This is a genomic window from Piscinibacter sp. XHJ-5, assembly GCF_029855045.1.
In the GTDB taxonomy this organism is placed as follows: domain Bacteria; phylum Pseudomonadota; class Gammaproteobacteria; order Burkholderiales; family Burkholderiaceae_C; genus Albitalea.
In genome coordinates this window covers 6,558,503-6,577,247 of the sequence record NZ_CP123228.1, presented here as the reverse complement: position 1 = coordinate 6,577,247, position 18,745 = coordinate 6,558,503, and the positions used below count along the sequence as shown (strand labels likewise).

The 18,745-nt window shown below is 69.8% G+C and carries 21 protein-coding genes; 13 read left to right on the top strand and 8 right to left on the bottom strand.

All coding sequences use genetic code 11. The features are described 5' to 3' along the window. The 3 genes from iolE to P7V53_RS31115 all read left to right on the top strand — a co-directional run bounded on the left by iolE (position 1) and on the right by P7V53_RS31115 (position 2,171). On the top strand, positions 1-939 hold the full coding sequence (gene iolE / locus P7V53_RS31125) for a myo-inosose-2 dehydratase (protein WP_280153357.1): 939 nt from the start codon (positions 1-3) through the stop codon (positions 937-939). Continuing rightward, on the top strand, positions 936-1,733 hold the full coding sequence (gene iolB / locus P7V53_RS31120) for a 5-deoxy-glucuronate isomerase (protein ID WP_280153356.1): 798 nt from the start codon (positions 936-938) through the stop codon (positions 1,731-1,733). The genes iolE and iolB overlap by 4 nt, the downstream gene beginning before the upstream one ends. 81 nt (positions 1,734-1,814) lie before the next feature. Further along, the gene (locus P7V53_RS31115; RefSeq protein WP_280153355.1) at positions 1,815-2,171 is read left to right on the top strand and encodes a YciI family protein; all 357 of its coding nucleotides are present in this window, start codon (positions 1,815-1,817) and stop codon (positions 2,169-2,171) included. Between the two features lie 3 nt (positions 2,172-2,174). Here the strand turns inward: P7V53_RS31115 and P7V53_RS31110 are convergent, their stop codons facing one another. Genes P7V53_RS31110 through P7V53_RS31100 form a run of 3 tightly spaced genes read right to left on the bottom strand, consistent with a single transcriptional unit; the run spans position 2,175 to position 4,561 of the window. Then, positions 2,175-3,167, bottom strand: a complete 993-nt coding sequence (locus P7V53_RS31110; RefSeq protein WP_280153354.1) for a PHB depolymerase family esterase — start codon at positions 3,165-3,167, stop codon at positions 2,175-2,177. A gap of 16 nt (positions 3,168-3,183) precedes the next feature. Continuing rightward, positions 3,184-3,603 (bottom strand): CopG family transcriptional regulator, encoded by a 420-nt coding sequence (locus P7V53_RS31105; RefSeq protein WP_280153353.1) that lies wholly within the window; start codon positions 3,601-3,603, stop codon positions 3,184-3,186. Positions 3,604-3,649: 46 nt separating this feature from the next. Next, positions 3,650-4,561, bottom strand: coding sequence for a LysR family transcriptional regulator (locus P7V53_RS31100; RefSeq protein WP_280153352.1), 912 nt, complete (start codon positions 4,559-4,561; stop codon positions 3,650-3,652). 110 nt (positions 4,562-4,671) lie between these two features. On the opposite strand from P7V53_RS31100, the gene P7V53_RS31095 reads away from it, so the two are divergent. After that, positions 4,672-5,430, top strand: a complete 759-nt coding sequence (locus P7V53_RS31095) for an SDR family oxidoreductase (protein ID WP_280153351.1) — start codon at positions 4,672-4,674, stop codon at positions 5,428-5,430. Between the two features lie 43 nt (positions 5,431-5,473). On the opposite strand, the gene P7V53_RS31090 is transcribed toward P7V53_RS31095, so the two are convergent. Genes P7V53_RS31090 through P7V53_RS31070 form a run of 5 tightly spaced genes read right to left on the bottom strand, consistent with a single transcriptional unit; the run spans position 5,474 to position 9,890 of the window. Then, positions 5,474-6,712 (bottom strand): hypothetical protein, encoded by a 1,239-nt coding sequence (locus tag P7V53_RS31090; protein WP_280153350.1) that lies wholly within the window; start codon positions 6,710-6,712, stop codon positions 5,474-5,476. Between the two features lie 25 nt (positions 6,713-6,737). Beyond that, positions 6,738-7,376, bottom strand: coding sequence for an ATP-binding cassette domain-containing protein (locus P7V53_RS31085; RefSeq protein WP_280153349.1), 639 nt, complete (start codon positions 7,374-7,376; stop codon positions 6,738-6,740). 1 nt (position 7,377) lies between these two features. Beyond that, entirely contained in the window at positions 7,378-8,130 is a 753-nt protein-coding gene (locus P7V53_RS31080) for an ABC transporter ATP-binding protein (RefSeq protein ID WP_280153348.1), read from the bottom strand. Further along, positions 8,123-8,872 carry an ABC transporter ATP-binding protein gene (locus tag P7V53_RS31075; protein ID WP_280153347.1) on the bottom strand — a complete coding sequence of 250 codons (750 nt, stop codon included), beginning with the start codon at positions 8,870-8,872 and terminating at the stop codon, positions 8,123-8,125. The genes P7V53_RS31080 and P7V53_RS31075 overlap by 8 nt, the downstream gene beginning before the upstream one ends. Beyond that, the gene (locus P7V53_RS31070) at positions 8,859-9,890 is read right to left on the bottom strand and encodes a branched-chain amino acid ABC transporter permease (RefSeq protein WP_280153346.1); all 1,032 of its coding nucleotides are present in this window, start codon (positions 9,888-9,890) and stop codon (positions 8,859-8,861) included. Before P7V53_RS31070 ends, P7V53_RS31075 begins: the two co-directional genes overlap by 14 nt. An 88-nt stretch (positions 9,891-9,978) precedes the next feature. On the opposite strand from P7V53_RS31070, the gene P7V53_RS31065 reads away from it, so the two are divergent. The 9 genes from P7V53_RS31065 (at position 9,979) to P7V53_RS31025 (ending at position 18,743) form a co-directional block, all read left to right on the top strand. Next, positions 9,979-10,842, top strand: a complete 864-nt coding sequence (locus P7V53_RS31065) for a MurR/RpiR family transcriptional regulator (protein ID WP_280153345.1) — start codon at positions 9,979-9,981, stop codon at positions 10,840-10,842. A gap of 92 nt (positions 10,843-10,934) precedes the next feature. Next, a complete protein-coding gene (locus tag P7V53_RS31060; protein ID WP_280153344.1) occupies positions 10,935-11,843 on the top strand; it encodes an NAD(P)-dependent oxidoreductase in 909 nt (302 codons plus the stop codon). A gap of 21 nt (positions 11,844-11,864) precedes the next feature. Beyond that, a complete protein-coding gene (locus P7V53_RS31055) occupies positions 11,865-13,184 on the top strand; it encodes an ABC transporter substrate-binding protein (protein WP_280153343.1) in 1,320 nt (439 codons plus the stop codon). Between the two features lie 28 nt (positions 13,185-13,212). After that, positions 13,213-14,142 (top strand): branched-chain amino acid ABC transporter permease, encoded by a 930-nt coding sequence (locus P7V53_RS31050; protein WP_280153342.1) that lies wholly within the window; start codon positions 13,213-13,215, stop codon positions 14,140-14,142. Between the two features lie 15 nt (positions 14,143-14,157). Next, entirely contained in the window at positions 14,158-14,982 is an 825-nt protein-coding gene (locus P7V53_RS31045; RefSeq protein WP_280153341.1) for an SDR family oxidoreductase, read from the top strand. A 185-nt stretch (positions 14,983-15,167) separates the two neighbouring features. Next, entirely contained in the window at positions 15,168-15,602 is a 435-nt protein-coding gene (locus tag P7V53_RS31040; protein WP_280153340.1) for a DUF2382 domain-containing protein, read from the top strand. Positions 15,603-15,679: 77 nt separating this feature from the next. After that, positions 15,680-16,804 carry a YsnF/AvaK domain-containing protein gene (locus tag P7V53_RS31035; protein WP_280153339.1) on the top strand — a complete coding sequence of 375 codons (1,125 nt, stop codon included), beginning with the start codon at positions 15,680-15,682 and terminating at the stop codon, positions 16,802-16,804. A 121-nt stretch (positions 16,805-16,925) separates the two neighbouring features. Beyond that, the gene (locus tag P7V53_RS31030) at positions 16,926-17,468 is read left to right on the top strand and encodes an NAD(P)H-dependent oxidoreductase (protein WP_280153338.1); all 543 of its coding nucleotides are present in this window, start codon (positions 16,926-16,928) and stop codon (positions 17,466-17,468) included. Between the two features lie 12 nt (positions 17,469-17,480). Beyond that, entirely contained in the window at positions 17,481-18,743 is a 1,263-nt protein-coding gene (locus P7V53_RS31025) for an MFS transporter (protein WP_280153337.1), read from the top strand. The last annotated feature ends 2 nt before the right edge of the window (positions 18,744-18,745 follow it).

Below are 18,745 nucleotides of genomic sequence, written 5' to 3'. Positions count from 1 at the left end.
ATGGCCCGCTGGAACGTTCGCATCGGCATCAATCCCATTTCGTGGAGCAACGACGACCTGCCCGAGCTGGGCGGCGAGACGCCGCTGGAGACGGCGCTGGCCGAAGGCGCCGGCATCGGCTACGCGGGCTTCGAGCTCGGCAACAAGTTCCCGTCCGAGCCGCAGGCCTTGCGCGACAAGCTCGCGGCGTTCGGCGTCGCCTGCGTGTCGGGCTGGTACTCGGGACGGCTCGCCGAAGGCACGGTGGACGACGAGATCGCACGCTGCCATGCGCACATGCACAAGCTGCAGTTCAACGGCTGCCGGGTGGTCGTGTACGGCGAAGTGGCGGGGTCGATCCAGGGGCAGAGAGACACGCCGCTGTACAAGCGTCCGCGCTTCACCGGCGAGGCCGCATGGAAGGCCTATGGCGACCGCCTCACCCGCTTCGGCGAGCATGTGCGATCGCGCTACGGCCTGACGCTGGCGTACCACCACCACATGGGTGCCTACGTCGAATCGCCGGACGACGTCGACCGGCTGATGGCCGTCACCGGTGACGCCGTCGGGCTGCTGTTCGACACCGGCCATGCCGTCTACGGCGGCGCCGCCGATCCGGTCGCGCTGCTGCGGCGCCACCTGGGGCGGGTGGTGCACGTGCACTGCAAGGACGTGCGGCCGCAGGTGATCGCGGCCGCGCGCAACGACGGCTGGTCTTTCCTCACGGGCGTGCTCAACGGCACCTTCACCGTGCCCGGCGATGGCGTCATCGACTTCGATGCCGTGCTGAGCGCCCTGCACGAGGGCGGCTACGAAGGCTGGCTGGTGGTCGAAGCCGAGCAGGACCCGGCGGTGGCGCCGAGCTTTCGGTACGCGAAGAAGGGCTTCGAGACGCTCAAGCGCATCGTCGATCGGCTCGATGAAGGGACGGCAGCATCTGCGCGCCGGGCCGTCCCATGAGCCCGCTGCTCGTCAAGGGACGCGCCACGGGGCGCGAGATCGTCGAGGTGACGCCTGCCTCCGCCGGCTGGACCTATGTGGGCTTTCGCGCACTGCGGCTGGCCCCCGGCGAGCAGGTGCAGCTGGACACGGGCTCGCGCGAGCTGTGCCTGGTGGTGCTGACCGGCAGCGTCGACGTCGAGCTGGCCGGCGGCCGGCGGCACGAGCAGCTGGGCCGGCGCGACAGCGTGTTCGACGACATGCCGCCGGCAGCTGTGTACGTGCCGCCGGGCCAGGCGCTGTCGGTGCGCGCCGTGCGCGAGGCCGAGGTCGCGCTGTGCTCGGCCCCCAGCCCGGGCGGGCGGGAGGCGCGCGTCATCGATCCGTCGACCATGACCCGCACGGTGCGCGGCAAGGGCAGCAACACCCGCTATGTGCGCGACATCCTGCCGCAGACGGCAGCGGCCGACCACCTGCTGGTCGTCGAGGTGGTCACGCCGGCCGGCCACGCCTCGAGCTACCCGCCGCACAAGCACGACCAGGACGCGGCCCCCGACGAAACGCAGCTCGAGGAGACCTACTACCACCGGCTGAACCCGCCGCAGGGCTTCGCCTTCCAGCGCGTCTACACCGACGACCGCAGCCTCGACGAGGCGATGGCGGTGGAGAACCATGACGTGGTGATGGTGCCGCGCGGCTACCACCCCTGCGTCGCGCCCCATGGGTACGACCTGTACTACCTGAACGTGATGGCGGGCCCGGGAAGGACCTGGATCTTCCGCAACGATCCGGTGCACGAGTGGATGTTGTCGTAGAAGTGTCGAAAGCCGGGGTCCGCGAACGACATTGAGCAGGCGCGGCATGTCGCCGCCGCCGTCACTCCAAGGAGATTTCGAATGGAATACCTGCTGATGCCCATCAACGACTCGAGTGCTTTCGCCGCGCTGAGCCCGTCCCAGCAGCGCGAAGGCATTGCCGCGTACGCGGCCTTCATGGAAGCGATGGGCAAGGCCGGCGTCCTGCGCGACGCCAAGCGGCTGCGTCCGGCGGAAACCGCCACGACCGTGCGCATCAGGTCGGGCAAGTCCGAGGTGCAGAACGGCCCCTACGCCGAGACGCGCGAGCAGCTCGGCGGCTACTTCCTGATCGACGTGCCCGACCTGGACGCGGCCCTGGCGTGGGCGGCGCGCTGCCCGGCGGCCAGCCACGGCGCCGTGGAGGTGCGGCCGATCTGGCCGCAGCAGGAGATGTGACCGTCACGGCCGGGCATTCGACCGGAAGAAGCGCAGCATCTCTTCGGTCGCATCGGGCCCGCGGGGATCGGTGAACGAGCCTCGCGGGCTCCCGCCCGACCAGGCGTGGCCCACGCCGTGCAGCGTCCAGTGCTCGGCCCTCACGGTGTCGGCGTCGCGGTACACGCGGCGGGTGTAGCCCGGGCCGCGCTCGACTTCCGGCGCCGCGGCGCCGGCGCGTGCAGCGGCCACCTGGTCGCCGTTGCGCGGATGCACCGTGGTGTCTCGATCGCCGTGGAACACGATGGTCGGCGGCGCCGCCGCGGCCGTGGCGGCTGGCGCCCCGTGCTGCATGGCGGCGAACGCCGACTTCACGTCGTGCGCGGATCCGACGGGCAGTCCGGAATGCACGCCGACCGCCGCGAAGAGGTCGGGGTAGGCCGCGCCCACGATGGCCGCCATGGCACCGCCGGCGGACAGGCCGGCGACGTAGACGCGGCGCTCGTCGACCGCATGGCGCTTCATCACCTCGCGCGTCATGCCGGCCAGCAGCGCGGGCTCGCCGCGGCCGCGCCCCTGGTGGTTGTGCTTGAACCAGTTCCAGCAGCGCGAGGGATTCGCGCCCTGCGCCTGCGCCGGGTACAGCACGATGAAGCCTTGCTCCAGCGCCGCTTCGTTCATGCGGGTGCCCGCGGCGAAGTCGTCGGGGTCCTGCTTGCAGCCGTGCAGCATGACGATCAGCGGCAGCGGCTTGTCCGGCGTCCCGGGCGGCAGATAGAGCTTGTAGTCGCGCGAGAGGCCCGCCTCGGCGTGGCGGCCGGCGACGAACTGCCCGGCGTGCGGCGGCGCGTCGACGACGTCGGCGGTCCGCGGGCCGATCTCGCGGGCCTCGACATCGATGACATCGTCGGCCTGCCGGCCGAGCGCAGCCTGGATTGCCGCGGTCGCGGCGTGCAGGTCACCGGCCTGGGTGAGGCGCGTGGCTTCGCTCATCATGCGTTGGAACGAGGCGTTCATGGGGGTCCTTCAAGGTTCAGCGGATGCGGCTGGCGAGGGCCGCCTTCACCGCGGGAGGGGCGTGCAAGGCCCCGAGCACGACCACCGATTCGATGGTCGCGAGCGCGAGCTCGGGCGTGACGTCGGGTGCGATGGCCGCCAGGCCCAGCACACGGATCTGCAGCCGCTGGCCGGCTGCCTGCACCGAGCGCAACTCATCGGCGCCGAAGTGCTGGATGCCCAGCACCAGCGTCTTGCGCGCCGCCGATTGCTTCACCACATCGGCGTGGACCGCGAGCTGGTTGCGAATGGCCGTGCGGATGAGGTCGGTGCGGTTGGCATAGAAGCCCTCCTGCACCAGCAGGTCGATCTGGCCCAGGTCGACATAACCGAGGTTGATGGTGATCTTTTCGTCCAGCGGCTTGGTGGCGGAGGACGTGGCACTTCGGGCGGGCATGTCGCCATCCTAGCACCATCCATGTGGATGGCAAGTGGAGCAGATTTCAAAGACCCTTCGCCCCCACATGGCCCTCCAGCACCCTCGCGAGCCAAGCCATCACGGCCTGCACCCGCTTGGCCGGATGGCGCCGATTCGGCACCAGCAGCGACACCGGCATCGGCGGCGCCCGATGCTGCGCCAGCACCTCGACCAGCGTGCCTTGCTCGAGCCAGCGTCGCAGCCCCGGCGCGGGCGCCTGGATCAGGCCCAGCCCGGCCAGGCACGCGCTTTCGTACGCCTCGGCGTTGTTCACCGTCAGCGCGCCCGGCATCGCGATGAAGCGCGTGTGACCGCCGTCGACGTACTCGAAGCCGGCCGACTTGCCGCCGAGCGTCGCCGCGAAGTGGACCAGCCGGTGTCCCGCCAGGTCTTCCAGACGTCGCGGCACGCCGTGCTCGCGCAGGTAGGCGGCGCTCGCGACGTTGATCTGCGGCATGGACCCGAGCGGCCGCGCCACCAGGCCGGAATCCTCCAGCGCGCCGATGCGCAGCACGCAGTCGAACCCTTCGCGCACCAGGTCGACCCGCCGGTCGGTGCTGCTCAGCTCCAGTTCGATGCCGGGATGCGCGGCGAGAAACTCCGGCAGGCGCGGGATGACGAGGTCGCGCGCCACCCCGGTGGGCATGTCGATGCGCAAGCGACCGCGCAGCGCCTGCGCCCCCTGCTGGAACATCGTCTGCAACTCCTCCACGTCGGCCAGCAGGTCCTTGCACCGCTCGTAGAACGCCTGGCCGTCCTGCGTGACCTGCACGCGGCGGGTGGTCCGCTGCAGCAGCCGGGTGCCGAGCGCCGCTTCCAGCTGCTGCACCGTCGTGGAGACCCGCGCCTTCGGCACGCCCAGGCTCGCGGCAGCCTGCGTGAAGCTGGTCAGTTCAGCGACCCGGACGAAGACATGCATCGCATCGAGCTGATTCATGGCTCACATTGTCATCTGAACTTGAACAGTGCGATCAGATTGGACACCTTTATCGCGATCGGATCGACCAATAAAGTGACTCCATCGCAACCCACTGAATGAGGCATCCGATGGGCACTTCCCTCGCACTGGTCACCGGCGGCAGCCGCGGTCTCGGCAAGAACGCCGCCCTCCATCTCGCGGCGCAAGGCAGCGACATCGTCCTGACCTACCGCAGCCGCGCCGACGAGGCGGCGGGGGTCGTCGAGCAGATCCGCCGGCTGGGCCGCCGCGCGCTCGCCCTGCCGCTGGACATCGCCGACAGTCGCAGCTTCGCCGCCTTCACGACGCAGCTGCGCGCCGCGCTGGCCCAGCAGTGGCAGCGCGAGCAGTTCGACTTCCTGGTCAACAACGCGGGCGTCGGCGTCCATGCCGGCTTCGCCGAGACCACCGAAGCGCAGTTCGACGAACTGGTCGACGTGCACCTGAAGGGCGTTTTCTTCCTGACACAGGCGCTGCTGCCGCTCATCGCCGACGGCGGACGCATCGTCAACCTCTCCAGCGGACTGACCCGCATGACATTGCCCGGCCACGCCGCCTACGCCGCCATCAAGGGCGCGGTGGAGGTGCTGACCCGCTACCTCGCCAAGGAGCTCGGGCCGCGGCGCATTGCGGTGAACGTGGTGGCGCCGGGCGCCATCGAGACCGACTTCGGCGGCGGCCGGGTGCGCGACGACGCGCAGCTCAACGCCTTCATCGCCTCGCAGACCGCCCTGGGCCGCGTCGGCGTGCCCGACGACATCGGCGGCGTCATCGCGAGCTTGCTGCTGCCGGCCAACGGCTGGATCAACGCCCAGCGCATCGAGGCGTCCGGCGGGCAGATGCTGTAGGTCATGGGAGGCGGGCATTGCGATGCCCGCCGACCCTCGGCGATCACCGTCCGGCTTCCTCCGTCGCCATCTGCACCGTGGCCGCTGCCAGCGCGAAGTTGCGCTGGTGCTGCGCGCTCCAGGCCTCGATGCTGCGCCCGCTCTCCGCCAGCACCTTGCGCATCGCCTGCAGTTCGCCGTGACGGCCCACTTCGCGGCTCCACGCGCGCAGCTGCTCGACCCCCTCGCAGCTGAGGTCGGCGCCGATCAGCGGCGTGAAGGCCGCCTCGCTGAGCGCATCGTGCTCCAGCTGCAGCCCGGCGAGTCGCTGCGCCGACCAGCCGAGCGCGGTGCCGATGGCCAGACCGACCCCCAGGTCGGCGACGCTGGTGCCGCGATAGGCCAGCGTTTCGGCGAGCGCATGGCACACCGCCCGCCGGTCCGCATCGGCGCTCAGGTCGGTGATGCAATACGCGTGGGCCTGGCTGGTGTGCGATGCCGGCCAGGCGGCCTGGATCGTCCAGCTTGCGGATACCGCGAGCGTGCGCTGCAGCGGCGGCGCCTGCTCGCCGAGCGCACGATCGACCAGCGCCGGCAGCAGGCTGTCATGCGCGTCGCTGCGCATCGCCCGCGCGGCGCGCCGCATCGCTTCGGCCTCTGCGTCGCCGTCACGCTGCTCGCGGGCGGTCGCGGCGAGCGCCAGCCAGGGCTGGGCGTTGTCGGCGTCCAGACGCACGCCTTGCGATCGGCTCAGCAGCGCGCAGGCGGCGGCCTCCTGTCCCGTGCGGTCGCCGCAGCCCTCCAGGGCGATCGCGTAGACGATCGGATCCTGCGATACCGCCGCCAGCCGCGCCAGCTGCTCGATGCGCGCCCGGCTGCCGCCGCGCGCCCGCGAGCCGATCAGCCAGGCGGCGGCCCGCACCTGCGGATCGGCGCTGGCCAGCAGCCGTCCCTCCACCGCGTCGAGCGCGCGCTGGCGCACCACGGGCGGCAGGTGCTGCAGGCCATACGGATCGTCGGCCGCCGGCGCGGCGCGGCCGAAGCCGCAGGTTTCGCCTTCGGCGGTGGCAGCACCCGCGACCCGCAGCACCGGCTTGTCGGGCACGGCCGGGGCAGGTGCGGCCGGCGCGGGGCGAGTCGGCGCGGGGGGACTGTGCTTGGTGGGCACGCGCCCCGCCGGTGCGGCCGGCGCGGGTGCCCGGTCGGGCGGCTGTGCGAGCAGCACGCTGCCCAGGATCAGCGCAAGGGCGAGCACCCCGAGCAGCCATGCTCTCGGCGACCGATGGGAATCCTGCTCGTCCATGGCGGTCTCGTGCGATGCCGCCAAGTTACTCCGCGGCGGTGTGCTCGTCCACTGGCGCGAGCCGTCCGAGATAAGCCTTCACCCGCTCGTCGCGCGTCAGCTGCGAAAACGATGCCGCATGCGTGAGCCGTCCCTGGTGCACGAAGATGAACCGGTCGCAGCTCTCGCGCAGGATGTCCACGTGGAACGGCTCGTTGGGATGCAGACAGAGGAACACCAGCCGCTGCTGCGCGCGCAGCCGGCGGAAGAAATCGAGCATGAAGCCGATGTAGCCGTCCTGCGTGTTGAACTGCGGCTCGTCGAACAGGTGCACCAGCGGCGAGGGGGTGTGCGCGCGTTCCATCATGAACGCCGGCCGTCGGCGCTTGAACGAACGCACCTGGTACGACTGGTGGTAATGGATCGCCAGGCGGTCGCGCTCGCGATGGCGCACCGCATGGATGTCCTGACCGTCGACCAGCACGCGGCCCGCGCTGGGCACGTTGCCGCCGGTGATCAGCTCGAACAGCGTCGTCTTGCCGGAGCCGTTGGGCCCCATCACGCCGATGACGCCGGCCGCGTCGACGGTGAAGTCGGCGGCGAGCGAGAAGGTCACCTGCGGCCGCAGCAGGCCTCGCGTGTACTGCTTGCGCAGCCCCTGGACGCGCAGCAGCGGCGTGGCCATGTCAGGCACCCAGCAGGCGCGTGCGCGCGGCCGCGTCTTCGAGCAGCTCGCGAGCCGGGCCGTGGTGCACGATGCGGCCGTGGTCCATCACGCAGACGCGGTCGGCGACGGCCAGCGCGCTGTGCACGTTCTGCTCGACCACGAGCACCGCGATGCCTTCGTCCTTCAGCCGCGTGATGGTCCTCATCACGTCCTGCACGACCTTCGGTGCGAGGCCCTGGCTGGGCTCGTCGAACAGCACGAGTCCCGGCGCGCCGAGCAGCGCGCGCGAGATCGCCACCATCTGCATCTCGCCGCCCGACAGGTTCTCGCATTCGCGGTGCATCAGGTGCTCGAGCGCACTGAAGATCTCGAAGCACTCGCCGAGCGACCAGGCGCGAAAGCGGGTTCTCTTGCGCGCGATGGACAGGTTGCGTGCCACGGTGAGCGTCGGAAAGACGCGGCGGTCGTCGGGCACCCACGACAGCCCCATGTGCGCGATCTCGTGCGTGGGCAGCCGGGTGATGTCGCGGCCGTCGAAGCGGATGCGGCCGAGGCGAACCGGCGTGAGACCGAGGATGGAGCGCAGGGTGGTGGTCTTGCCGGCGCCGTTGGGCCCGAGCAGTGCCACCACCTCGCCGGGCGCGATCGACAGCGAGACGCCGAACAGCACCTGCGTGTCGCCGTGGAAGGTGAGGATGGCCTCGACCTCCAGCATCGCGGCGGTGGCGCCCGCGGCCGAGGGCAGACGTTCGAGCACGGCGGCGTCACGCATCGGCGAGCGCTCCGATGTTGGACCGCTGCACCCAGGGGTTGTCGCGCAGCGCCCGCGGCGTGCCCGAGGCGATCACCTGGCCCCAGTGGATGACCGACACGGTGTCGGCGAGGCGGAACAGGAAGCGCATGTCGTGCTCGATGACGACGATGGTGAGCTGCCGCTTCAGCTCGGCGATCAGCTCGGCGAGGCGGTCGATGCCTTCGGCGCCGAGGCCGGCAGTCGGCTCGTCGAGGAACAGCAGGCGCGGACCGGCTGCCAGCGCCACGGCGATCTCCAGTGCACGGCGCTCGCCGTACGACAGGCCCTTGGCTGGCATGAGCTCCTTGCCGGCGAGCCCGACGCGCGCCAGCGCGGCGGCCGCCTCGTCCTGCGCGGCGCTGTCGGCGTCCAGGTCGCGCCACCAGGTGAAGCCGCGCCGCCGCACGCGCGGCAGGGCGACCCGCACGTTGTCCAGCGCGCTGTAGTCGTTGAACAGGTTCATGACCTGGAACGAACGCGACAGTCCGAGCCGCGCGATCTGCCGCGGCGGCATGCCGGTGATGTCGCGCCCCGCGAAGTGCACGCTTCCGTGGTCCGGTGCGTAGCGGCCGGTCAGCACGTTGAAGCAGGTGGTCTTGCCGGCGCCGTTCGGTCCCATGATCCCGGACAACCGGCCTTCCTCGAAGGCGAGGCTCAGGTCCTGCAAGACCACCTGATCGCCGAAGCGCTTGTGCAGGTGGCGAGCTTCAAACAGGGCCATGCGCCACCTCCTTGTGCGCCGCCCGCACCGCCGGCGGCGCCGGCCGATGGCGCCACGCCTGCCACGCGCCGGCGATGCCCTCCGGCTTCCACAGCACCATCGCGATGAACAGCAGCCCATACCACAGCAGCCAGGTGTCGGTGGCCGCGCCGAGCAGGTCGCGCGCGAGGATGAAGAACAGCGCGCCGATCACGGGCCCCCAGAAGCTCACGAGACCGCCGCCGATCAGCACCATCATCACGACGAAGCCCGACGAATGCAGGCTCATCACGTTGGGATAGGCCGACTGCTGCGCCATGGCGAACAGCGCGCCGGCCAGCCCGGCGACCGCCGAGGCGATGACGAAGGCCAGCCACTTGCAGAGCCACACGTTGTGCCCGACGAACGCCGCACGCAGCTCGTTCTGCCTGATCGCGCCGAGGATGCGGCCGAAGGGCGAATGCACGACGCGCCACAGCCCGATCAGCACCAGCGCGAAGACGGCGAAGCAGAAATAGAACAGCGCCTCGTTGCTCTTGAGCGGAATGCGGGCGAATCCCAGCTCCAGCGGCAGGCGCTGGATGTTCAGCAGACCGTCCTCGCCGCCGGTGACGGTGTGCCACTTGATGGCCACGAACCAGACGACCTGGCCGAAGGCGATGGTGAGCAGCGCGTAGTAGATGCCCCGCCGGTGCGAGATGCAGGCCGCCACCAGCGCCGCGCAGGCGGCGGTGACGAGCACCGCGCCGAGCAGGTCGAACCACAGCGAGGCCCACACGCGCTGCTGCAGGAGCCCGAAGGCATAGGCCCCGATGCCGAAGAACGCGCCGTGCCCGAACGACGGCAATCCGCTGGTGCCGAGCAGCAGGTTGTAGCCCAGCGCGAACAGCATCCAGATCATGATCTCCAGCGCCAGGTACTGGTACAGCCCCACCCGCGCCAGCCACAGCGGCGTGCTCAGCAGCAGGGCGAAGGTGATCGCCATCGGCAGCGTGAACAGCGGCGTGCGCGGGCTGGCGGTGGGAGCGGCCGTCGGCATCGGTGAAGCCCTGTGGACGCAGATGAATGTACGTTCTATTCTTGGAACACACAAGAACAGACGTTCTAAGGGTAAACAAGGATCGCCAATGCCGGAACGCGCCCAGAACTACGAGCAGCTGAAGGACGACATCTCGCGCGCCTATCCGGGCCTGTCCAAGCAGCTGCAGCGCATCGCGCGCTTCGCGCTGGAAAAGCCGCACGACCTGGCGCTCGGCACGGTGGCCGCCATCGCCGAGGCGGCGCAGGTGCAGCCTTCGTCGATGATCCGCTTCGCGAACGCGCTGGGCTTCGGGGGCTTCTCCGAGATGCAGCAGCTCTTCCGCGGCCATCTGGTCGAGCGCTCGACCTCGTACCGCGACCGCATCGAGCAGATGCGCCGCGGCAACGGCCGCCCCGCCGGCACCGGCGGCACCCAGGTGCTGCACCAGTTCGTCGACGAGGCGATCACTGAGCTCAGCCACCTCGAGGAGAACGTGCACGCGCGGGACATGAAGGCGGCCGTGCGGCTGCTCGGCGGCGCGCCGCAGATTCACGTCCTCGGCCAGCGCCGCGCCTTCCCGATCGCCAGCTACCTGGCGTACGCGCTGCGCCAGCTGGACCTGCGCACCCAGCTGCTCGATGGCGTGGGCGGCATGCTGGGCGAGTTCGTGCGCGGCATCGCGCCGGGCGAGGTGCTGGTCGCGATCAGCACCCGCAACTACTCGCCCGAGGTGGTCGATGCGGCGGCGGCCTGCCACCAGCGCGGCGTGGCGGTCATCGCCATCACCGACAGCGCGCTGTCGCCGCTGAAGGCGTCCGCGCGCGTGAGCTTCGAGCTCGGCGACGACTCGGTCCAGCAGTTCCGCTCGCTGGTCGGCCAGGTGTGCCTGACGCAGGCGCTGGTGGTCGCCACCGGCCACTATCTCTCGGATAGGGCTTCCCCTAGGCGGCGCCGCACGAACGGCAGTTGACGGTCCAGGGTGGAATTCATATTCTGGAATTGGTTGAAGTCGGAATGAATGTTCCAACGCATTCGCCGGCTACCGACAGGAGTGCACCGGACATGACGCAACGCATCGGTTTCATCGGCCTCTCCGGCCTCATGGGCCACGGCATCGCGAAGAACCTGCTGGCCAAGGGCTTCGCGCTGAGCTTCAAGGCGCACCGCGAGCGCGACCGGCTTGCCGACCTGGTCGCCGCCGGCGCGAAGGAGGTCGACAGCCACGCCGCCCTGGCGCGTGACAGCGACATCGTCTTCATCTGCGTGACCGGCTCGCCGCAGGTCGAGGAGGTGGTGTACGCCGACGGCGGGCTGCTGCAGGGCGCGCGCGACGGCCTGTATGTGGTCGACATGTCGACGGCGGAGCCGGCCTCCACCGAGCGCATCCGCGCGAGCTTTGCCGCTCACGGCACGCGCTTCGTCGACGCGCCGCTGGCGCGCACGCCGAAGGAAGCCGAGGAAGGGCGCCTGAACACCATGGTGGGCGCCGAGCCGGCCGACCTGGAGGCGCTGCGCCCGGTGCTGTCGGCGTTCTGCGAGAACATCGTGCACGCCGGCAGGCCGGGCCAGGGCCACGTGCTGAAGCTGGTCAACAACATGATGGCGATGTCGATGGCCGCGGCCGTCTGCGAAGCGATGGCGGTGGCCGCCAAGGCGGGCCTCGAGCTGGCCAAGGTGCATCAGCTGGTGTCGGCGGGCGCCGTCAACAGCGGCATCTTCCAGATGATCGTCGGCAAGATGCTCGAAGACGGCCAGCTCGACGGCCTGAAGTTCGCCATCGGCAACGCCCGGAAGGACCTGCGCTACTTCACCCACCTGCAGGAGATGCTGCCTGTCACCGGCTTCATGGCCGAGGCGGCGCACCAGACCTTCGTGCAGGCGGCCAATCTCGGTTTCGGCGACAAGTTCGTGCCCTCACTGCTTCAGGTGCACGAGCAGCTCAACAACGTCCGCATCGTGCCGCGCACCTGACGGGCATTCCTGGAGACCGCCATGAGCAGTGACGACCGCATTCCGTCCGACACCCGCCGCAAGCTGCTGAAGGCCTCCGCCTGGAGCCTGGCCGCGGGCGGTCTCGGCGTCGCGCCGTTCTTCGGGCCCTGGAAGCACAACCGCGCCTGGGCGCAGACGGCCCAGAAGAAGCCGCTGGTCGTCGGCCTCACCATGGACGCGAGCGGCCAGTACGCGGCATCCGGCGGCGAGGAGCGGCTGGGCGCGATGATGGCCATCAAGGAATTCAACGACAAGGGCGGCGTGCTGGGCCGGCGCATCGAGGCCATCCACATGGACACCGAGACCACGCCGGCCACGGGCTCCCGGGTGGCCGAGCGAATGATCACGCGCAACGAGGCGGCCTTCCTGATCGGCGCCGTCCACTCGGGCGTGGCCAACGCGATCTCGCAGGTGGCGCAGAAGTACGGCTGCATCTACCTGAACTCGAACTCGAGCTCGCCCACCGAATCGGGCAAGGACTGCCACCGCGTCAAGTTCGTCTGGGACGGCAACGGCACCAACTTCTCGCAGGCCATCGTCAAGAACGCGATGAAGGTCAGCGGCAAGAACTGGCTGCTGCTGACCAACGACTACGTGTGGGGCCACAACACCTCCAAGGCGACGCGCGCGGTGATCGAGGCCAACGGCGGCAAGGTGGTCGACGAGCTGCTGGTGCCGCAGAACACGCGCGACTTCGCGGCTTACCTGCTCAAGGTGCAGCAGATCAAGCCCGACGTGGTGGCCACCGCGGTCGGCGGGGACGACATCAAGGCGCTGCGCCAGCAGGTGGTGCAGCTCAAGATGAACCACAAGCCGGCGTGGATCAACAACCAGCAGGACTGGCCCGATGTGTACGGCCTCGGGCCGGAGCAGATCTTCGGCGTCTTCGGCACCACCTGGTACTACCGGCTCGACCTGCCCGGCGTGAAGGAGTTCGTTGCGGCCTACCAGAAGCAGTACCCGGGCGTCGCGATCCGCGTGCCCGGCAACGTCTACTACAACGGCTACATGGCCACGCGCGAGCTGCTGCGCGCGGTGGAGCGCGCCGGCACGACGAACAACCTGAAAGTGATCCACGAGCTCGAGACGCTCAAGGTGCCGGCGCGCGAGCGCATGCAGCACCACGACGCCTACATGAATCCGCTGACCCACCACATGGAGCAGACCATCTACATGGCCAGCTACAACGACACGCCGGCGGAGAAGGACGACCTCTTCAAGGTGCTGGCGCAGGTCGCGCCGCAGGAGGTCGAGGACAAGGACGCCCCGGGCGCCTGCAAGCTCGAGTCGATGGACCTGACGCCGAGCTACGAACAATAGGGTCGACGGGCCCGCCCGCGCGAAGCCGATGGACTGGCTGATCCAGCTGCTGCCCCACCTGGTCAACGGCATCGCACTGGGCCTGCTGTTCGCGCTGATCGCGCTCGGCTTCATGCTGATCGTCGGCGTGATGGAGACCATCAACCTGGCCCACGGCTCGCTGTTCGCGCTGGGCATGTACGTCGCGGTGTTCCTGATGGCGCCGCAGCTCGGCTGGTTTCCCGAGCTGCAGACCGCCTACATGGCGTTGCCCCTGGGCACGCGCTACGCGATCGCGCTGTTCGTCGCGCCGCTGCTGGTCGGCGTCTTCGGCATGGGGCTCGAGCTGTGCATGCGCCGCACCTACGGCCGCGACCCGCTGTACGGCCTGCTGCTGACCTTCGGCGCCGCCCTCGTGCTGGAAGAGCTGATCCGCATCGTGTGGGGATCCAACGAGAAGCAGCTGCCGCTGCCCGAGGCCCTGTCCGGCGCGGTGCTCATCGGTGACCTCGTCTACTCGCGCTACCGCTTCTTCGCCGCCGGCTTCTCGATCCTGATGATCGTGCTGCTGTGGCTGTTCATCGAGAAGACGCCGTACGGCGCCATCATCAAGGCCGGCGCCCATGACAGCGAGATGGTGCGTGCCCTCGGCATCAACCTCTCGCGGCTGCGCCTGTTCGTGTTCGCGCTCGGCGTCGGGCTGGCGGCGATCGCCGGCGTCACGATGGCGCCGATCTGGGGCGTGCGCCCGCACGTCGGCGTCGATGCCGTGGTGCCGGCCTTCCTGATCATCGTGCTGGGCGGCGTCGGCAGCCTGTGGGGCGCCGTGATCGCCGGATTGATGGTCGGCATGGTGGTGGGCCTCACCGGTGCCTATGCGTCCGAATGGTCTCTGCTGTCGATGTACCTGCTGTTCATCGCGGTGGTGGGCTTCCGCTCGCGAGGCCTGTTCGGCAAGAAGAGCGTGCTCGATGCCTGAGCGCGAAAAAAGGTCATGAGCGACATCACCCCCCGCATCGACTTCGACAAGGAGCTCGCCGGCCTGTTCGACCTGCATGGCAGGACCGCCTGCATCAGCGGCGGCTACGGCGGCATCGGCGAGGCGATCGCCTGGGGACTCGCGCAGCGCGGCGCCAGCGTCGCCGTGTCCGGCCGCGACGTGAAGAAGGCGCAGGCGCTGGCCGATGCGCTGAACGCGGCCGGCCATGTCGCCATCGGTCTTGCCATGGACGCACACGACGTGGCCGACATCCGGCGCTGCCTGGACGAGGCGGCCGAGCGGCTGGGCGGCATCGACGTGCTGATGAACTGCGTCGGCATGCAGCGAGAGGAGCGGCTGCTGGAGGTGACCGAAGCCGCCTACGACGAGGTGGTGGCGGTGAACCTGAAGGCCGCGATGTTCCAGGCCCAGGCCGCCGCCCGCCACCAGGTGGCGGCCGCCGAGGCGGGAAGGCGGGGAGCGAAGCAGGTGCATCTGCTGTCGGTGCGCGCCCAGCTCGGCTTGCGCGGGCGCGGCTACTCCGCCTACTGCAGCACCAAGGGCGGCCTGGTGATGCTGATCCGCCAGCACGCGCTGGAGCTCGCCTCGCATGGCATCACGGTCAACGGCGTCGCGCCGACCGTGGTGCGCACGGAGATGGCGCGGCACTGGCTGGAGAACCCGGCCACGCGCGCGCAGATCACCGAGCGCATTCCGCTGGGACGCGTGGCCGATCCCCGAGACGTGGTCGGCGCGGCCTTGTTCCTGTGCAGCCCGGCGTCGGACTTCGTGACCGGGCAGGTGATCTACGTGGATGGGGGCATCACCGCCAGTCAGTGATGCGCGCGTGACGGGACTCGCTTTCCCGAACCCGGAACTACAAGCGATGTGAACCTTCTGCGGCACGACGGGCCGCGCCGCGGGCCATCACGACCCACCGGGCGACCCGCCGTGGCCTGCACGCTCGCGCCGGCGCGGGCACTCCCCTTGCCATGCACTCACGCTGCTTTCATCGCGAGATTCGCATGGCCACTTCACCACCCCGCGAAGACACCGTCGTCCTTCCCATCATCGAGGAGCGGGTGAAGGTCAGTACCCGGGTGGAGGAGACAGGCGCGGTGCGGGTGCGACTGGTGGTCGAGGAAGGCACCCAGCCGGTCGAGCTCACATGCTCGTCCGACGAGGTCACCGCCGAACGGGTCGCCGTCGGCCGTGCGGCGCGCGAGCGACGCGCGGCATGGATGGAGGGCGACGTGCTGGTGGTGCCGGTGTACGAGGAAGTGCTGGTGGCCAAGCGCACGCTGATGCTCAAGGAAGTGATTCGCCTGCACACCCGGCGCACCGAGCATGTGGACAAGGCCGAGGTTGCGGTGCGGCGTGAACGGGCCATCGTGGAGCGCCGCACCGAGGACGGCGGCTGGGTGGCGGTCGAGCCGTACGGCGAAGACCCGCAGGGATGAGCTGGCCACGCGAACAGCGAACTGCAGCGAAGCGCGGACCGCGGTCCGTATCGAAATGGGGTAGCGAGGAGCGATTCATGCGACAGACCGTTGTAGGAGTGTTCGACAGAAAGGCGTCCGCGCAGCGCGCGGTGCAGGTGCTTGCCGATTCGGGCTTCGGGCCCGATGCCGTCCATCTGACGGAAGGCGGCGACGAGGCAGCCGTGCGCAGCGCGGCGGACGATGACCCGCGCCGCGGCGACGACAGTCTCGGCGAGAAGATCCGGCAGTTCTTCGCCGACCTGTTCGGCCCGGACGATGACGACGAGGTCAGCCACTACTCCGACGCGGTTCGCCGCGGTTGCGCGGTGGTGGCGGTGGACGTCGAAGAAGACGACGAGGTCGAAGCGGCTCGGATGGCACTGCGGGACGCGGGCGCCGTCGACATCGACGAAGAAGACGCTACGCCCGGCGGCGCGACGGCCTACGCCGACACCACGCCCCAGGCGCAGGACGCCGGCACGGCGCGCCGCGCCGCCAACGACGCGTCCCTGGCCGAACCGCGCAGCGATGCCGGCTCGGCCCGCGCGACAGAAGAGGTGATCCCGGTCGTGCGCGAAGAAGTTCACGTCGGCAAGCGCGTGGTCAAGGACGGCGGCGTGCGCGTGTACACGCGCGTCGTCGAGCGGCCGGTGGACGAGAGCGTCACGCTGCGAGAGGAGCGCGCGCACGTCGAGCGGCGTCCCGTCGATCGCGAGGTCACCGGGGCCGACATGGACCGCGTGCAGGAGCGCACCGTCGAGGTTCGCGAGACTGTCGAGAAGCCGGTGGTCGAGAAGGTGGCGCGAGTCGTCGAGGAAGTGATCGTCGGCAAGGAGGTCGGCGAGCGCACCGAGCGTGTCCAGGCCACCGTGCGGGACACCGAGGTGGAGGTCGAGCCGCTGTCCGGCGACGCCCGGCGGCCGAGCGAAGACGAGGACGACGACCTCGGGTTCCGCGCCGACTTCGAGAGCCGCTACGCCAACAGCGATGAACGCTGGGAAGACCACGAGCCGGCGTACCGCTATGGCCACGAGCTGGCCGGCGAACAGCGCTACGCCGAGCGCTCCTGGGACGAGATCGAGCCGGAAGTCCGCCGCGACTGGGAAAGCCGGTATCCGGGCAGTGCGTGGGAGCGAATCAAGGCGGCGGTGCGTCACGGCTGGGAGCGCATGAAGGACTGAAGGCAGCCCACGGCCGGTGGCCCGGCGCGGACTCGCTCGAGCCCGCGCCGCGGCGCGACTTCGCCGCCGTCGACGGCGGGGCGGTACGCTCGCGATCGTCACAAACGCAAGGCGAACGACGATGGACCACCCGATCAGGCTAGCCCTCGTGCTGGGCAGCACGCGTGACGGCCGCTTCTGCGACACCGTCGCGCGCTGGGCCGTCGGGCAGATCGAGCGACGGCCGGAATTCGCGCTCGATGTCATCGACCTGATGCACACCGAGCCGTCGGAAGCGGGCGTGCGCATCGCGGCCGTCGACGGTGTCCTGATCGTCGTGCCCGAATACAACCACGGCTATCCGGCGCCGCTGAAGCGCCTCATCGACAGCAGCAGCGAGCCGTGGCTGGCGAAGCCGGTGGCCTTCGTGTCGTACGGCGGCCAGTCGGGCGGCATCCGCGCGGTCGAGCAGCTGCGCCAGGTGTTCGTCGAGGTGCACGCGATGACGATCCGCGAGCAGGTGGCTTTCGCGCATGCACGCGAGCAGTTCGATGCCGAGGGCCGGCTGCTCGCGCCCGATCGGGCGGAAAGGGCGATCGCGGTGATGCTCACGCGGCTGTCATGGTGGGCGGTCGCCCTGCGCGACGCGCGCCGTGCGGCCCCGTACGATCGGGTCATCGCATGAACGGCAATCCCGATGCAGAAGACCACCGACATTCCGCTCAACGAACGCTCCCTGCTGCTGACCCTGGCGGCGATCCAGTTCACCTACATCGTCGACTTCATGGTGATGATGCCGCTGGGTCCGCAGTTCACGCGGCTGTTCGCCATCAGCGACGCGCAATTCGGCCTGCTGGTGTCGGCCTACACCCTGGCCGCCGGCGCGTCCGGCGTGATCGCGAGCTTCTTCGTCGACCGCTTCGAGCGCAAGACGCTGCTGCTATGGATGTACGGCGCATTCGCGCTCGCCACGCTCGCCTGCGGGCTGTCGCCGACCTACTGGCTGCTGATGGCTTCGCGCATCGCCGCCGGACTGTTCGGCGGCGTGATGGGCGCGCTGGTGCAGACCATGGTCGCCGATGCGATCCCGTTCGAGCGACGCGGGCGTGCGATGGGCATCGTGATGTCGGCGTTCTCGCTCGCCACGGTGGCCGGCGTGCCGGCATCGCTGTGGCTCGCCACGCATTTCGGCTGGCATGCGAGCTTCATCGCGATCGCGCTTGCCAGCTTCGGCATCGCGGCCGTCGGGCTGCGCACGCTGCCCCGCCTGGACGCGCACCTGCGCAGCGGCCGCGTGGCCCACGCGGGTGCCGACATCGTCACGGTGCTGCGCGACCCCGCCCACCGGCGCGCCTTCGCCTTCACCGCGCTGCTGATGTCCACCGGCTTCACGACGATCCCCTTCCTCACCATCTTCATGACCTCCAACCTCGGCCTCGCGCAGGCGCAGGTGCCGCTGGTCTACCTGGCCGGCGGCGTGGCCACGTTCTTCAGCGCGCGGGCATTCGGCGTGCTGTCCGACCGATGGGGCAAGGTGCGCACCTTCCGCGCGGTCGCAGTGGTCGCCATGCTGGTGCTGCTCGGACTGACCTACCTTCCGCCGGTGCCGCTGTGGGTGCTGATCACGATGACGACGCTGTTCTTCGTCTTCGTCTCGGGCCGCATGGTGCCGGGCATGGCACTGATCACCGGCTCCAGCGCCCCGGCCGTGCGGGGCACCTTCATGAGCCTGAACGGCACGGTCCAGTCGGCCTCGATGGGCATCGCCTCGATGGTCGGCGGCATGCTGATCGGCCGCGATGCCAATGGCCTGGTCACCGGCTACCACCACAACGGCTGGATCGCGGTGGCGCTGTCGCTGCTGGCGCTGTGGTGGGTCGGGCGGCTGCAGGTCCGCGCCGCCGCGCCAGCAACCTCGGGCGTCCCGATGCCCGCGGCTTCCGAATCGCAAGGGGCGTGAGG

Bases quoted from the DNA above. Each gene is read 5' to 3' on its own strand.
- iolE (WP_280153357.1), top strand. From the start codon at position 1: ATGGCCCGCTGGAACGTTCGCATCGGCATCAATCCCATTTCGTGGAGC.
- iolB (WP_280153356.1), top strand. From the start codon at position 936: ATGAGCCCGCTGCTCGTCAAGGGACGCGCCACGGGGCGCGAGATCGTC.
- P7V53_RS31115 (WP_280153355.1), top strand. From the start codon at position 1,815: ATGGAATACCTGCTGATGCCCATCAACGACTCGAGTGCTTTCGCCGCG.
- P7V53_RS31110 (WP_280153354.1), bottom strand. From the start codon at position 3,167: ATGAACGCCTCGTTCCAACGCATGATGAGCGAAGCCACGCGCCTCACC.
- P7V53_RS31105 (WP_280153353.1), bottom strand. From the start codon at position 3,603: ATGCCCGCCCGAAGTGCCACGTCCTCCGCCACCAAGCCGCTGGACGAA.
- P7V53_RS31100 (WP_280153352.1), bottom strand. From the start codon at position 4,561: ATGAATCAGCTCGATGCGATGCATGTCTTCGTCCGGGTCGCTGAACTG.
- P7V53_RS31095 (WP_280153351.1), top strand. From the start codon at position 4,672: ATGGGCACTTCCCTCGCACTGGTCACCGGCGGCAGCCGCGGTCTCGGC.
- P7V53_RS31090 (WP_280153350.1), bottom strand. From the start codon at position 6,712: ATGGACGAGCAGGATTCCCATCGGTCGCCGAGAGCATGGCTGCTCGGG.
- P7V53_RS31085 (WP_280153349.1), bottom strand. From the start codon at position 7,376: ATGGCCACGCCGCTGCTGCGCGTCCAGGGGCTGCGCAAGCAGTACACG.
- P7V53_RS31080 (WP_280153348.1), bottom strand. From the start codon at position 8,130: ATGCGTGACGCCGCCGTGCTCGAACGTCTGCCCTCGGCCGCGGGCGCC.
- P7V53_RS31075 (WP_280153347.1), bottom strand. From the start codon at position 8,872: ATGGCCCTGTTTGAAGCTCGCCACCTGCACAAGCGCTTCGGCGATCAG.
- P7V53_RS31070 (WP_280153346.1), bottom strand. From the start codon at position 9,890: ATGCCGACGGCCGCTCCCACCGCCAGCCCGCGCACGCCGCTGTTCACG.
- P7V53_RS31065 (WP_280153345.1), top strand. From the start codon at position 9,979: ATGCCGGAACGCGCCCAGAACTACGAGCAGCTGAAGGACGACATCTCG.
- P7V53_RS31060 (WP_280153344.1), top strand. From the start codon at position 10,935: ATGACGCAACGCATCGGTTTCATCGGCCTCTCCGGCCTCATGGGCCAC.
- P7V53_RS31055 (WP_280153343.1), top strand. From the start codon at position 11,865: ATGAGCAGTGACGACCGCATTCCGTCCGACACCCGCCGCAAGCTGCTG.
- P7V53_RS31050 (WP_280153342.1), top strand. From the start codon at position 13,213: ATGGACTGGCTGATCCAGCTGCTGCCCCACCTGGTCAACGGCATCGCA.
- P7V53_RS31045 (WP_280153341.1), top strand. From the start codon at position 14,158: ATGAGCGACATCACCCCCCGCATCGACTTCGACAAGGAGCTCGCCGGC.
- P7V53_RS31040 (WP_280153340.1), top strand. From the start codon at position 15,168: ATGGCCACTTCACCACCCCGCGAAGACACCGTCGTCCTTCCCATCATC.
- P7V53_RS31035 (WP_280153339.1), top strand. From the start codon at position 15,680: ATGCGACAGACCGTTGTAGGAGTGTTCGACAGAAAGGCGTCCGCGCAG.
- P7V53_RS31030 (WP_280153338.1), top strand. From the start codon at position 16,926: ATGGACCACCCGATCAGGCTAGCCCTCGTGCTGGGCAGCACGCGTGAC.
- P7V53_RS31025 (WP_280153337.1), top strand. From the start codon at position 17,481: ATGCAGAAGACCACCGACATTCCGCTCAACGAACGCTCCCTGCTGCTG.